This is a genomic window from Runella rosea, assembly GCF_003325355.1.
GTDB lineage: Bacteria > Bacteroidota > Bacteroidia > Cytophagales > Spirosomataceae > Runella > Runella rosea.
Genome location: NZ_CP030850.1, coordinates 3,321,087 through 3,336,132 on the forward strand (window position 1 = coordinate 3,321,087; position 15,046 = coordinate 3,336,132).

A 15,046-nucleotide genomic window follows, 5' to 3' on the forward strand; every position below is an offset into this window, starting at 1 on the left:
TTTATAAAAACAAATTTATTTTTCTACCAACACTTCCATTGCCGCCTGCAAATACATTTCCGAATCCTGCTTAAAGTAGGGGCCTACCTTTTGCGGGGCTTCTTTGTGGCCTAGCCGCACTACCACCGCATTTTTGGCGGGAATCGCCCAGATGAGTTGTCCCAACAAACCGCGCATACTGACCGTTTGAAGGTCTTTGTAAGGTTGCATCCAAAACTGATACCCGTAGACTTCAATGGGCTTACCAGTTTTAGGGTCAATGACTCCTTTAGCGGGGCTTAGGGCTTCGGTCATGTATTTTTCGGAAGCAATTTGGCGGCCTTTCCAATTCCCTTTCCAGAGCATCAGGTGCCCGAATCGGGCATAATCGCGCGCGGTGGGGGCAAAACAACAAAAGGCTTTTTCGCGGCCTTTGGGTTTGTCGAGCATCCAGTAGGCATCTGTTTCGCTACCGATACGCTGAAATATTTTTTCGGAAGCTAGGTCGGCTATTTTTTTGTTGTACACTTTTTCCAATACTAAGCCCAGAATTTGGGTGTCGCCACTGCGGTATTCAAATTCTTTACCAGCAGGTTTTTCTACGTTCAGGCCGTCGATGACATCGGCCATGTCTTCGCCGTAGTAGCCGTAGGCATTGTTGCTAAACACCCCACGGTCTTTTTCGTGCCAATCCAGTCCACTACTCATGGTCAGGCAGTGACGCAGCGTAATTTTCGCCTTTTCTCCTTCGCGAAACGAGTCGATGTAATTAGAAATCGGCTCGTCCAACCCTCTGAGTTTATTTTCGTACAACGCCACTCCCACCAGCATCGAAATAATACTTTTGGCGGCCGAAAAAGATTGACTCAGGGTTTTAGCGTCAAAATCTTCCCAGTATTTTTCATAAACCAATTTACCATCTTGAAACACCAAAAAAGCCGTTGTCTGGTATTTTTCTAGCGTATCCATGAGGTTTTTGGAAATTACCGCTTTGTTAAAATTAGAGTCCAGCGGCCAAGGTTCAGGAAGAGTGGAAGCCAATACCTGACGTTTAGGGTGGTGCTTATAATCCAAAATATCCACTTCTCCGCGCTGCACATAATTACGAATATGAACAAACGGCGGCGTGTAGGTCAGGCCCGCGCCCAAAAGCAATAAGCCGCCCAAACCAAAAAGTAAATTACGAAATAGCCTTTTCATACAATCTAAAAGTAAGTAGTGCGGTAGTTCTTTGCTGAACCAAGTTTAGGTAAGGTTAGGAGCAAAACGTCTTTAATGAAGCAAATATAAACGCTGTATTTCATGAAATATCTATTCGTCGCTGTGTTATCTTTTCTCTGTGCAGCGCAGAGCATCTCTCAGGAAACCTACGCCGAAAAATTGGGTTATCCCAAAGGCAAAAAAATCATCATTTTTCACATTGACGACGCTGGGATGTCGTACGAAGCCAATCAGGGAACGATTCTGGCGATGGAAAAGGGCGTGGCCAACTCAACCAGCGTGATGATGCCCTGCGGCTGGGTGCCCGCCTACATGAAATACGTGCAACAACACCCCACCACCGACGCGGGCGTTCACCTTACGTTGACGTCGGAATGGAAAGGCTACCGCTGGTTTCCGATTTCAGGGCGCGAAAAAGTCCCAGGGCTGTTGGACAAAGAAGGCGCCATGTGGTCAAACGTCGGTGACGTGGTGAAGCACGCCACTCCCGACGAAGTGGAGATCGAAATTCGCGCCCAAATTGCGCGTTTCCGCGCCTTTGGGGTAGAGCCATCACACATCGACTCCCACATGGGCACGCTGTTTGGCTCGGCGGCTTTTACCGAGCGCTACATCAAAGTAGGAATACAGGAAAAAATCCCCGTGATGCTTCCAGGCGGTCACGCCACGTTGATTGCCAAAGAGCGCAACAGCCCCGCGCAGGAAATTCAGCAGTTTCAACAAATCGGCAAGATGCTTTGGAACGCGGGATTGCCCGTTTTGGATGATTTATTTGCCGATACATACGGTTGGAAACTCTCGCCCGAAACACCTAATACGGAAGAAAACCTGCGAAAAATGAAAACCGAAAAGTACATTGAGTTGTTGAAAGAGGCCAAACCGGGCATTACGATGGTGATTATGCACTGCGCCGCCCCGAGCGAAAACTTCAAAGAAATCACTGATTCATGGCCTACCCGCTACGGAGACCTATACGCAATGCAGGATCCAGCACTCAAAAAATTCATCGAAAAAGAAGGCATTATCCTTACCACTTGGCGCGAAATGCGCGAACGCCGCGCCAAGGTGAAGTAAAAAGGAACCGCAAAATGTTAAACTGAAGTAACCGTAAAACCGCAAAAGTGAGCTATACTTTTGCGGTTTTACATTTATTATTTAGCAGTTTTTCGGCTAAAAAAATACGTTTGAACCTTCCCGTTGTTTACCCCAAAAATGAATTGATTCCCTACGGTTTGTACATCACGTACGTCTCCTTTCAACGCCAATCCTGATTGGTCTTGCCGCAAATATTCAAAATCTCCTTTGCCGTTTCCTTTGAATACAATACCTTGGTTTGCGTCGGTTTTTCCGATACGAATCCGGAAGTTGGATTGATTTCCTGCCAATAAAATGTCCGTTTTTCCATCCCCGTCAAAATCTGCCGTAGCAATGGCGTAGATGGGTGACGTTTGGGCCGTCAACGGCAAGGGTTTAAAGGTTAATCTTCCTTTTTCGTTCATTAATATTCCCGTTCTCAGCTCGTTGACCTTAAGTTTTACGGCACGTGCCGACCATTCTTGACCCAGCACTTCTTCGGCGGTGGCGGTTGAATAGGATTTATAGTCGATAAAATTTTTACGTAACGGTGCCAATTGCTCCAAAGCTTCATCGCGCCCCGCCAACGGATAGACTTGCCCCTGATTAAAATAGGCAATAAATGGGTCGAGGCGGCCATTTTGGTCAAAATCGTCGTAATACAACGTCATTGGTTGCTGGTTAGTAGCTTTTAAAGCAGTGTTCAATCCCACATTTCCCACCACAAAATCAACATCCCCATCTCCGTCCAAATCTGCGGGAGCAATCCGGCTCCAAAGCCCAACGGAAGGCACGGTAGAAAGTGTAAAATGCAAACCCTTTTTCTGATTTTCCAACACTTGAATCGGTTTCCACTCAGCCGAAACGATGAGGTCAGGGGCGTTATCTGTATTTATATCAGCCACGGCAACATCCGTAACCAACCCCAAATCCCATTTTTGGGCAATGACAAAATGACCTTTTCCATCGTTTTGTAACAGGTGACTTTCGGTCGCGTACGGGAAATTTGCGGTTTGGACTCCACCTCCCAGAAATAAATCCATATCACCGTCGCCGTCGGCATCAAAAGCTTCCACGCAGGTTTTGTTGAGCATAATTTCGGGGATTTGCCCCATCAGACTGCGACTAAATGCACCTTTGCCGTTGTTGAGATAGAGGCGGTCCTGAAGTTGGGCGTAGTTTACGTCGTATTCGCCGCTGACCACGTACAAATCCAAATCGCGGTCACCATCGGCATCAAAAAACACTGCATCGCGATCTTCAAAGGCTTTGTCGGCCTCAAAAGCGGGTTGAGTGTTTGGCGTAAAAAGGCCGCTATTTGTTTGCAGAAATAATTGTCCCGCTTGGTCGGTCGCTCCGCCCACGTATATATCTTCCAAACCATCGCCGTTTACATCGCCTTTGGCCATTCGAGGGCCGCCCGAGGAATAAAGGTACGGCAGCAGAATCTGCGCGTTGAAATCAATAGCGGGGTTTTCATGGTGGGTAAAATTCAGGACATTTGTTTCTTTGAAAATTGGTTTCTCCTTTGGTAAAAGCAGTGAGGGCTCAAAAGGCACGGCTTTATTTTCTTCCACCAAGTGTGTTTTGTTCAACGCAACTGAAGTCAGTAATTGACTCTTATTACTCGGCCAAAGTACCCGAACAGAATCTATTTTTGGGGTTTTACCCAAACCAAAATGAAGGTCGTCGTACATGCAGGCCTGAAATCCACGCGTGGGCGTAAACTCCTGGTATTGAACCTGTCCGTCGGCATACACGTACACTTTCGCACCTATACCAAACGCGTTTGCTCCATCGCCTTTCAGTTTGATTTTGACAAAATTCTGCGGTTGCTGTTCTTGTTGCTGATTTTTGTAAAGGCTTGTCGGCTCGTTGGTATTGCACGTAATGAGGTCAATATCACCATCTAGATCAAAATCCGCATACGCCGCCCCGCACGCGATAATGGAATGTTCAAAACCCCATTCTTTAACCTTGTTAGCAAACTGAACCTGATTGCCTTTTGCCGTTTCATTTTTAAAAACATAGTGGTGCGTGGGCGTAGCGGGCATTTTTTGAAGGTGGTCCAACAACGATTTTCGGGATTTCTTTCCTTCTCCATTCATTTGCTCATCGGCATAATATTTCACAAAATCCAAATCAGTATAATCCCGCACAAAACCGTTGGAGACAAACAAATCTTTCAGCCCATCGTTGTCAAAATCAGCCAACAACCCCGCCCAACTCCAGTCCGTCGCCTGAACACCCGCCAATTGACCCACTTCGGCGAAGAGCGGATATTCTAGGCGGGCCTGCCCTGAGAGATGGTTCCCCTTTTCCATGTTCCGTGTTCCGTGCTCCGTCATCCCCTGGTTCATCTGCAACATATTACGCATATTCTGCCAATGAAACCCATTTTCGAGCATTGCCTGTTGCACATTCCAGTTGTCGGGCCACGACAGTATTTTCTGACGACGGTTATCTTCGGGTAGCATATCGGTCGTAAAAATATCGGGCAACGCGTCATTGTTGACATCCGCAATATCTACGCCCATCGTTGAGTACGAAAAATGCCCCATCATCTCCTTTCCTCTTTCCGAAAACGTTCCGTCGCCGTTGTTTAAATAAGCATAATCCTCTTCTACATAGTCATTACACACGTACAAATCGGGTTTGTTGTCGCCGTTAAAATCACCTGTCGCAATGCCCAACCCAAACCCCAGCGCATTGCTGATGATGCCCGCTTCTTTGGTCACATCGGTAAAATGTCCACCGTCGTTTCGATATAACCTGTCGCCTGCATCGGCGTCAAATTCCTTTTTGAGGTAGGCTGCCTCCTTGCGTTGATACCCACGCAGGTTATGATTCAGCACAAATAGATCCACATCTCCGTCGGTATCGTAATCAAAAAACAGCCCTTGGGTAGAGTACCCCGCATCCGCAATACCATAAGCTTCGGCTTGCTCCCTAAACTGGACTTCTTTTTGTGATTTATTGGTGGAACCAAGGTTAATAAACAGTTGATTTTTGCGTTTTTCAGCGGGAAAACTACCCGAATAGCACACATAAATATCCAGCCAGCCATCCGCATTTACGTCGGCGAGCGTCACCCCCGTTTTCCACGAACCGGTACGCCCCGCTACACCCGCCTGCTCCGTAACATCATCAAAGTGGAGATTTCCTCGGTTGATAAACAGTTTATTAGGCACCTGATTTCCCGTCAAATATACATCGGGCAGACCATCATTATTAAAATCGCCTACGGCTACCCCGCCACCATTGTAGAAATACTCGTAGGCCAGAATATTAGCCGTTTCGGTTTCGGTCAACTGATTGGTAAACGTAATTCCTGTGTCGGAAGCGTCAAGTCGTTCAAAAAGTGTAGGATCCGATTGACAGCCACTCACAAACAGCAAGGCCACCAATCCGATTCCCCATTTATTTTTCATCATTAGGTCAATCATTTAAAGCATCAAAAATACGATACTCCGCACGATATTTTACCCGTTCTGCATTTTATCCTACCCATCTGCGCTTTCCCGAATAATCAAATATCGGCTCTCTCTGCTCGAAACTCGAAAGAAGCGTTTATTTTTGCCCAAAATCTACCGCTTTTCTGATGCGTCTTGCCTTTACCATTTGTACATTCAGTCACTTAGCACAAGCCAAAACCATGGCCGACAGCCTTGTGAGGCATAATCCCGAGTATCAGGTTGTGATTGGGCTTTTTGATAAAATTAACCATCGGGACGTTTCTTCGGTTGCGAACTACCATCTTGTTGAAATTAATAAGGAACAGATACCTGACTTTGAATCGCTTTTTGACCGCTATACCCCTTTTGAATTGAGTTGTTTGGCCAAGCCTTATCTGGCCAGTTGGTTGCTAAATAAATATCCTGCAGTCCAAAAACTGCTTTATTTCGATTCTGACATTCTCTTTTTCGACAGTCTGAACGCCATCGAAGATGATTTAGAAAACCACAGCATCGTCATTACGCCCCACGTTACAACGCCCATTACCACGGAAGGCCTACCCCGCTTACGTAGTTTTCTCAACGCTGGGCTCTACAATGGCGGCTTCTTTGCCCTGCGCCGCAGCGAAGAATCCTTGCACTTTCTGAATTGGTGGCAAGACCGCGTTTGGCACGAAGGCTACCATGATTTTGCCGAAGGGATGTTTGTGGATCAACTGTGGCTCAACTACGTGCCGCTGTTTTATCCAGCAGCCCTGATCAGCAAAAACCTCGGCTACAATGTGGCCTACTGGAACATGCACGAGCGAAAAATAACGCATGAAAAAGGCCGTTTTTGGGTAAATAATACGTCTCCATTGCTGTTTTTTCATTTCAGCGGGTATCATCTCTCCTACCCCGACGATATATCGGTGCATCAGAATAGATATACTTTTGCCAACCGTCCCGACGTAAAACCATTGTATGACGTATATAAACAGGCATTAATTGATAACCGAGATGCTGATTTTCGTTCTTTGCCCAATGCCTATCACAATCCTTCCTACTTTTATCAAAAAAACAAAGCCCTCAAACGCCTAATCGTTGCGGGATGCCGAAGTTTACTTCGATTATTAAATGCATCCTAATCATTTCATTTTCAGTACATTTATCAAATAACTATTTCCTTTAGTATGTCTACCAATAAATCACTGATTTCCGTCGCCTTGTGTACTTACAATGGAGAGCGGTTTTTATGGGAACAATTGGAGAGCTTAGCCCGTCAAACACAACTGCCTGATGAACTAGTAGTTTGTGACGACTGCTCTACGGACCATACGGTAGATTTAGTGCACAAATTCGCGCTGACTGCCCCTTTCAAAGTGCGTGTTTTTGTGAATGAACAACAAGTAGGTGTCACCAAAAATTTTGAAAAAGCATTGATTCAATGCACGGGAGACATCTTGTTTCTATGCGACCAAGATGATGTTTGGCACCCCGAGAAGGTTACGCGTATGGCGGCATTTCTGACGCAAAATCCGTCCTTAAATGTCGTATTTTCAGACGCTCTTTTAATCAATGAACAAGGAGAACCCTTTCAGACTACGTTTTGGGATGTTGTACGGCTGCAACCACTCCAACTGCAACAATGGCGAGAAGGAGAAAGCATTAGGGTTATGCTCATCGGCAACCGCGTTGCAGGCTGTACCATGGCCCTCCGCAAATCATTTCTGAATCAACTGCTTCCTTTTCCCCTCGATATTCCTGATTTTCTGCACGATACATGGATTGCTTTTGTGGCGTCGGTTTTGGAACAAATCCAATTCATCCCCGAACCTCTCGTGAATTACCGACAACATGCCGCCCAGCAAGTGGGCACCCGACCGAAAAATTTAGCCCCCCTGAGCCTAACACAGCGGTTGGCAAGGCCGCATCAGCAAAAATTGATTCCGTACCAACAACGGCAGCGCGAATTGCAGACCCTGTATAACCACTTACAGCGCGTCGTCCCGAAAGGAAACAAAAACTTGAAAATAGTGGAAGAAAAACTTCATTTTTTGACCGTACGGGCCAATCTTTCTGGCAACAGGGTACTGCGCATTATACCCGTTTTTAAGGAATGGATCAGAGGAAGCTACCACTATTTTGCCGATCAGGATACTACACCAAGGGGTATTTTTATGACGGCCCTCGGGGATGTCTTAGAATAAAACAGCTCCGTTTTGGCGTGGTTACAACACTTTGTTTTCGGTGGTAATTTTCGACACAATCAATTGCCGCACTTCAAGGGTTTCGATTTTTTCACGGTAATGTACCGTGACGTTTCGACGTACATAAGCTGCATTCTTACTTAGAAAATGCGTATGAAAAAGCAATACGGGATAATTAGCAATAGGAAAGAAAGGCAGTCCTGAAGCTTTATAAATGGTAATTGTTTCACAAAAAATGCAGCACAGATGTTCGGGAAAAGAGTCCAAAGTAAGTGCATACTCCGCTTTTGTGGATAAAAAAGCCAACTCCTGAATGGATAATTTTTTTGAAGCATCAATGATTTTTTCTAAAAATTGAGACGCCGTTGCCCGACCAATCCCCTTCACAATTTGCGCCGACAGGTCGGTTTGTCCACACAGAACCACAGAATAATCCGACTTTTCAAGCACTTCTTTCAAGACATTCACCCAAAATGAATTCGGCATTTGGCGGTGAGGCTCTCCCGTTTCGGGAAACAACAAGATGTAGGGTTTATTAATCGTCAAAGGCAATTTTGATTGAATCTGCTCCCACGTGATTGACGCATCAATGGTAAAATAAGGCACCACCTCTTCCAGCCTTGTATCAATTCCCATTTCTTTTAGCAGAGCCTCGTATGCCTCAAAATGGTGATAGTTGCCATCTTTCTGCGGGATTTCCAACTCAACATCCAAAAAACCACCCATACCACGCCGATTAAAACCCACTGCTTTTTTGACATTCGTAAAAGGCAACACAAAGTGAGACACCCCGTAAGAGGTACGAACATCTAAATAAAAATCGTAGTGCTCATTTCGTAAAATAGGTAGCGCTTGCTGAAATGTTTGGTAATGCCGTTTGAGTTTTTGCCAAATGCCAATCTTGCTTCGATTACTTAAATAATGATCAATAACCAGCGTATGACGAACGTAAGGATTGTGTTCATTGACTGCTTTGCACCAACTCGGCGAGATTATATCAATGATTGCCTCGGGATATTTTTGGCGAATAATGGGAAACAAATACGAAACCGTCAGGGCGTCGCCCATGTGGCCTAATGAAGCAATAAGCACTTTGGGAGCGGCAGAAAACGGCTCTTTTTCCCGCTTACGATAAAACCACCGCACGTAGATATCAATGAAGAAATCCAGAATGCGTAGTGGAATGGTCTCGCGAGGGGTACCGCTGTAATGCCGCTTCATGCGTTATAGTTTATGTCCAAACTTTTCAAAATGGGGTTTCCAAAAGTCTAATTCGTGAATATCCCATGCATGGCATCCAAACGGGAGTTTATTCCCATTTAAAATGAAGGCTTTGGAAGGCAAATCTTCCACCGAAAAACGAAGCGCCTTGCGCCAATGGGGTAAACGGACTTGTCGAAAATACCGATTCATTTCAATGCAAAAGAAAACGTCTTCGTTGTAAAATGACCCTTTCTTTGCCAAATACTCTTCAATTTTAGGGCGATTGTTGCGCACAATGTCCAGCATTTTTTGGACTTTTCGCAACGAAAACCCGCCATTGCCAACCGTAAATTTTATTGTTACATCCAGCGGTTGATTATTACGTTGCTTGTCGCGCAAATCAAACCAAATCGCCAGTTGTTTTTTGAGACCAAAAATAATGCGGTCGGTCACAGAACTAAAATCACGCTCGATTCGCCAGGGCGCTCCGATGTAATCATATCCTTGTTGACACCATTCCAAAAGCTCGTCGCGAAACACAAAGGCATCCAATTGGTAAATCAGGATGTATTCGGAGTCGCTGAAACGTTCATAAAACTCCGCCGAAAGCATTAATCGATTGTACGTCTGAACGCTCTTAAAGTAATCGTCATCAAAGTTTTCTACTTTCAGTTGCGGATATTCCCCTAATACATACGAAATATCCAACGAAAAGGGTTTTATGATAACAATGGGATGTTCTTTTAGTACCTGTAGTCCCTGCGTAAACGAGATTTTTTCGTGCAAACTGAAAACAGACTTGTACAAGGGAATTACAACGGTAACAGGCTTCATACCACCTTATTTTGTCTAAAAAAAAATTTAAGGAGGCAAAAGTAAGCTAAAGGTAAAACAAAAACCCATTCTAAAATAAAATTTTACCGATACATCGATTGGTTTTGCATCAATTAGCACAACAATCGGTTGGTCGATATGTTTGTAATCTTCACCTAATAAAACCCCTATTTGAGGCATTTGGGGCATCTACCGGGACTTTAGCAAAAAATTGTATATTTTTTATAAAGACCGATGCTAACAAAGCAAATTTATCACTAATTTTGCGGCAAATTTAAACGTAGTTGTAAGCGAAAGACGGAGGTTATTCCATTTTAAATACCCAAAGACCCGCCACAATTCACGAATCGATTATTAATACTAAACAATAAACACAAACATACTATGGTAGCTGTAAGACCGGATGAGGTTTCGGCGATACTTCGGGAGCAATTGGCCGGTGCAAAAACCGACGCCCAACTCGAAGAAGTAGGTACGGTACTGCAAGTGGGCGACGGGGTAGCTCGTATCTATGGCCTAACAAAAGTACAAGCGGGTGAATTGCTCGTATTTGAAAATGGCCTAAAAGCCCTTGCTCTCAACTTGGAAGAAGACAACGTTGGAGCCGTATTGCTCGGTGAGTCAAACGAAATCAAAGAAGGCGATACCGTAAAACGTACTGGCGAAATCGCATCCGTTAAAGTAGGAGACGGTATCGTAGGACGTGTAGTAAATACATTGGCCGAACCTATCGACGGGATGGGGCCTATCCAAGGTGAAACCTTTGAAATGCCCGTAGAGCGCAAAGCACCGGGGGTAATTTACCGCCAGCCAGTGACTGAGCCGCTTCAAACGGGTATCAAAGCCATCGACGCCATGATTCCAATCGGTCGTGGTCAACGCGAGTTGGTGATTGGTGACCGTCAAACGGGTAAAACAGCCGTTTGTATCGATACCATCATCAACCAAAAAGAATTTTACGACAAAGGCGAGCCAGTCTATTGTATCTACGTAGCCTGCGGTCAGAAAGCCTCTACCGTTAAGCAAGTAGAAGCTACCCTCCGTCGATACGGCGCCATGGATTATACGGTCATCGTAGCAGCCTCTGCCTCTGACCCTTCACCCATGCAGTTCTTTGCTCCGTTTACGGGTGCGGCCATTGGTGAGTACTTCCGCGATACGGGCCGTCCTGCGTTGGTGGTATATGATGACTTGTCAAAACAAGCCGTTGCTTACCGTGAAGTATCCCTGTTGCTTCGTCGTCCTCCGGGCCGTGAAGCTTATCCCGGTGACGTTTTCTATCTCCACAGCCGCTTGCTAGAGCGTGCCGCCAAGATTACGACTTCAGATGAAATCGCTAAAACCATGAACGATTTACCTGCTTCGTTGAAAGACAAAGTGAAAGGTGGAGGTTCATTGACGGCCCTTCCGATCATCGAAACACAGGCGGGTGACGTTTCGGCCTATATTCCTACCAACGTAATCTCTATTACGGATGGACAAATCTTCTTGGAATCCAACCTGTTTAACTCAGGTATCCGCCCAGCCATCAACGTAGGTATCTCGGTATCTCGCGTAGGGGGTAATGCGCAAATCAAATCCATGAAGAAAGTGGCGGGTACGCTTAAGTTGGACCAAGCCCAGTTCCGTGAATTGGAAGCATTTGCTAAGTTTGGTTCTGATTTGGATGCCTCTACCAAGCTGACGATTGAGCGCGGTCGTCGTAACCAAGAAATCCTCAAACAAGGTCAATTCTCTCCCGTAAGCGTTGGCGACCAAGTAGCCATCATTTACGCTTCTATCAACGGTGTGCTCGACAAAGTGCCCGTATCAAGAGTAAGAGAGTTTGACACGGAGTTTATCAATTTATTGAAAGCCGTTCATCCAGAAGTACTTCCAAGTTTGGCTGCTGGTAAATTGGATGACTCTGTCACCGATATCATTAAGAAAGTTGGTCGCGAATTAGCCGCCAAATACGCATAATTGAGCTAAATGTCGCGCATCAAAGAAATCGTCAAGGCTACGCCCCTCATCGGGGACGTAGCCCGATTTATCGGTAAGTACCGCACTCGGGTTCCGGCGGGGCACTTTTACAGCCCCATCGTGTCCGTAGATGAAGTACGTAAACGTGAAGCACAGATTTATCCCGCGCCCCCGCGCACTCTGCCGGGCCTCGACCTCCGCGAAGCGGAACAGGTAGCGTTGATGAACACGTTCGCAAAATCGTACTTCCCGTCGGTGCCTTTTACTGATACTCCCCAAGACGGCTTTCGGTATTATTTTGTCAATAAGTATTTCATCCACGCCGACGCCACCACGCTCCACTGCATGATGCGGCACTTCCGCCCCAAGCAAATCATGGAAGCAGGGTCGGGATTTTCGTCGGCGGTGATGTTGGATACCAACGAGCGGTTTCTCAATCAAAGCGTAAAATTTACGTTTATTGAGCCTTATCCCGACCGTTTGTATTCGTTGTTGACCCCCGCTGACCGTCAGCAAACGACGATTTTTGAAAAAACGTTGCAGGATATTCCCGTCGAGTATTTTGAAAAACTGGCCGAGAACGATATTCTTTTTATCGACTCTACCCACGTATCAAAAACGGGAAGCGACGTCAATTACTTTTTGTTCGAAATCTTTCCACGCCTCAAACCGGGCGTCATCATTCACGTTCACGACGTATTTTATCCGTTTGAGTACCCCAAAGCTTGGGTTATCGACGGCAACGGGCGTTTTGGCTGGAATGAAGCCTACAGTTTGCGCGCGTTTTTGATGTATCAGGATACGTTTGAGATATTGTTTCACAATGATTTCCTCCAAACGTTTCATGCCGATTGGCTGGCCGAAAATATGCCCACCTACGCCACCCGTGGCCGTGGTTCGAGTATTTGGCTGCGCAAAGTCAAATAAAAAAGTGTACAGTTGCCAGTCAACAGTTTACAGTAAAGGCAAGCCTTTGCATGAATCAAAAAAGTAAGTTAAGTTAAAATAGATTTATCCCCCAAGGATAACTATTAACAAATAACAGATAACTGTAAAAAAATGGCTTCATTAAAAGAAGTTCGCAATAGAATCACGTCGGTTAACTCGACGCAACAAATCACGAAGGCCATGAAAATGGTGGCCGCCGCTAAGCTTCGCCGTGCGCAAGACGCCATCATCCAGATGCGCCCTTACGCCAAGAAGTTGGGCGAAATGCTCGCTACGGTATCGGCAGGAACCGAAACCGCCGCCGAAAGCCCTTACAAGCAAGTGCGCACCGTCGAGAAAGTGTTGATTGTCACTGTTACCTCCGACCGTGGACTTTGCGGTGCTTTCAATACCAACGTCATCAAAGCCGCCGTGGCCCTCATTCAGGAAAAATACGCGACGCAAGCCGCCAAAGGCAACGTAGAAATATTGGCTTTGGGTAAAAAAGGCGGCGAGGCATTTTTGCGCCGGGGGTTCAAGGTAAATACTGACTTCATGGATGTGTATACCCGTTTGAGCTTTGGTGTGGTGAAAGAAGCGGCCGAAAGCATCATGGCCGATTTTGAAGCTGGCAAATACGACGCCGTTGAAGTGGTGTTCAATGAGTTCAAAAACGTAGCCACCCAAATCATCCGCGCCGATCAGCTTTTGCCGATTCCAGAAGCGAAAAATGATTTGAAAACGGCCACTACGTCTAACGTTAACTATACTTTTGAGCCTTCGGAAGAGCAAATCGTGACCGATTTGATTCCTAAAACACTCAAAATCCAGTTGTACCGCGCGGTGCTCGAATCCAACGCCTCTGAGCACGGAGCACGAATGACCGCGATGGACAAAGCAACTGACAACGCCCAAGAGCTCATCAAAGCCCTGCGCTTAGAATACAACCGCTCGCGCCAAGCCGCCATCACCAAGGAAATCCTGGAGATTGTCGGTGGGGCCGAAGCGCTTTCACAAGGGTAATTTCGAGTACTCTTTCAATAACAGCAAACAGCCCGCTTCGATGAAACGGGCTGTTTGCTTATGGAATTAAGCATTTTGTAGATACAAATAAAGGGGCCTAAATCGTATCAATGAATTGCTAATGCATTTTCTTAACGTTATTTTACTACTCCATTTTAAAATTTCCTCCTCTAGCTCCTTTTCAAACATATTCCTGATTCGATCAGCCTCTGTACTTAAAGCTGAACAAGCATCTGTACCTGTAACGAAACCTTTGAGGCATTATACCTGGGAAGTATAGCATTGTTGGGTTTGGGCGCTACTTCTTTTTGCCATAAGGGCTGTATGATCCAACCCACCCTTGAAGTAGGTTTATAAATAACCCCAGCACCAATAGTAAGATCGAAAGCTGTAGCAAATTTAGGCCTTGCTAGGGCAATATCTAGGTAAACTGAACGAGATGAAAGAACTCCCCCGGCAGAAAAATACGGAGACAAAGCACGATCAATTATCTTGTAGTTTATCAATACAGGAATATTCCAATGATTACTTTTATATAGATTTTCATTTGGAGTTGTTCTTCGATAGTTAATCCTGTGATAATTCATCCCCGTTGAAATCGACCACTTGGGAGTTACAAAATAGTGCCCCATTACACCTAACAAGGGCCCATAGCCTTTATCGCGAACAGCAGGAATATCAAAATAGTTATTTGCTGTTACAGACCCATGGATAATACCTATCACAGGAGCAATAGCAAAATGACTCTGTCCCAGTACCCTGTTTACGTTTATCCATGTGAATAAAAATAAACAGACAAACAGTGCTTTCTTACCGGTTTTCATAGCTATAACGATTAGTTTTAGTTCTGTTTTTCATAAATCTGTGTTTAAATGGTTAACTGATTGTTTAGAATGTAGCATCGGCGGACCGTCTGAAAAAGTCACCGCAGCCGTCCAAAGTCGTGGTGGCTTTTTCTTTTTGAACTCACTATTGCGCAATAGTCAGGGGCAAATCTCCGTAAAAGATTTTTGCCGCGCCTCAACCCTAGGGTGAATTTTTCTCCACCCTAGAGGCGATAATGGGCCATTTCCAACAAAAATTTTTGAAGATGTTACATCTATCACCAAGGAAATCCTGGAGATTGTCGGTGGAGCCGAAGCGCTTTCACAAGGGTAATTTCGAGTAATAGTTCCTATA

Annotated in this window: 11 protein-coding genes; 6 read left to right on the forward strand and 5 right to left on the reverse strand. The window is 45.5% G+C overall.

Annotation, left to right across the window (positions count from 1 at the left end):
* Positions 1 to 15 precede the first annotated feature (15 nt).
* Positions 16 to 1,179, reverse strand: coding sequence for a serine hydrolase domain-containing protein (locus DR864_RS13805; RefSeq protein ID WP_114067529.1), 1,164 nt, complete (start codon positions 1,177 to 1,179; stop codon positions 16 to 18).
* A gap of 102 nt (positions 1,180 to 1,281) precedes the next feature.
* On the opposite strand from DR864_RS13805, the gene DR864_RS13810 reads away from it, so the two are divergent.
* Positions 1,282 to 2,274: a polysaccharide deacetylase family protein gene (locus tag DR864_RS13810; protein ID WP_114067530.1), complete on the forward strand. Its 993-nt coding sequence runs from the start codon at positions 1,282 to 1,284 to the stop codon at positions 2,272 to 2,274.
* A gap of 77 nt (positions 2,275 to 2,351) precedes the next feature.
* Here DR864_RS13810 and DR864_RS13815 read toward each other — a convergent pair whose 3' ends face one another.
* On the reverse strand, positions 2,352 to 5,708 hold the full coding sequence (locus DR864_RS13815) for a VCBS repeat-containing protein (protein WP_162793807.1): 3,357 nt from the start codon (positions 5,706 to 5,708) through the stop codon (positions 2,352 to 2,354).
* Positions 5,709 to 5,875: 167 nt separating this feature from the next.
* On the opposite strand from DR864_RS13815, the gene DR864_RS13820 reads away from it, so the two are divergent.
* Entirely contained in the window at positions 5,876 to 6,856 is a 981-nt protein-coding gene (locus DR864_RS13820; protein ID WP_114067532.1) for a glycosyltransferase family protein, read from the forward strand.
* A gap of 45 nt (positions 6,857 to 6,901) precedes the next feature.
* Complete coding sequence (locus DR864_RS13825) at positions 6,902 to 7,918, forward strand: glycosyltransferase family 2 protein (RefSeq protein WP_114067533.1); 1,017 nt, start codon at positions 6,902 to 6,904, stop codon at positions 7,916 to 7,918.
* Positions 7,919 to 7,939: 21 nt separating this feature from the next.
* Here DR864_RS13825 and DR864_RS13830 read toward each other — a convergent pair whose 3' ends face one another.
* On the reverse strand, positions 7,940 to 9,139 hold the full coding sequence (locus DR864_RS13830; RefSeq protein ID WP_114067534.1) for a glycosyltransferase family 9 protein: 1,200 nt from the start codon (positions 9,137 to 9,139) through the stop codon (positions 7,940 to 7,942).
* A 3-nt stretch (positions 9,140 to 9,142) separates the two neighbouring features.
* Positions 9,143 to 9,955 (reverse strand): DUF5672 family protein, encoded by an 813-nt coding sequence (locus DR864_RS13835; RefSeq protein WP_114067535.1) that lies wholly within the window; start codon positions 9,953 to 9,955, stop codon positions 9,143 to 9,145.
* Positions 9,956 to 10,339: 384 nt separating this feature from the next.
* On the opposite strand from DR864_RS13835, the gene atpA reads away from it, so the two are divergent.
* The 3 genes from atpA to atpG all read left to right on the forward strand — a co-directional run bounded on the left by atpA (position 10,340) and on the right by atpG (position 13,867).
* On the forward strand, positions 10,340 to 11,917 hold the full coding sequence (gene atpA / locus DR864_RS13840) for a F0F1 ATP synthase subunit alpha (protein WP_114067536.1): 1,578 nt from the start codon (positions 10,340 to 10,342) through the stop codon (positions 11,915 to 11,917).
* Positions 11,918 to 11,926: 9 nt separating this feature from the next.
* Positions 11,927 to 12,844, forward strand: coding sequence for a class I SAM-dependent methyltransferase (locus DR864_RS13845; RefSeq protein WP_114067537.1), 918 nt, complete (start codon positions 11,927 to 11,929; stop codon positions 12,842 to 12,844).
* 132 nt (positions 12,845 to 12,976) lie between these two features.
* Positions 12,977 to 13,867: an ATP synthase F1 subunit gamma gene (atpG, locus tag DR864_RS13850; RefSeq protein WP_114067538.1), complete on the forward strand. Its 891-nt coding sequence runs from the start codon at positions 12,977 to 12,979 to the stop codon at positions 13,865 to 13,867.
* A 215-nt stretch (positions 13,868 to 14,082) separates the two neighbouring features.
* Here atpG and DR864_RS13855 read toward each other — a convergent pair whose 3' ends face one another.
* Entirely contained in the window at positions 14,083 to 14,691 is a 609-nt protein-coding gene (locus DR864_RS13855; RefSeq protein WP_114067539.1) for a porin family protein, read from the reverse strand.
* Between the last annotated feature and the right edge of the window lie 355 nt (positions 14,692 to 15,046).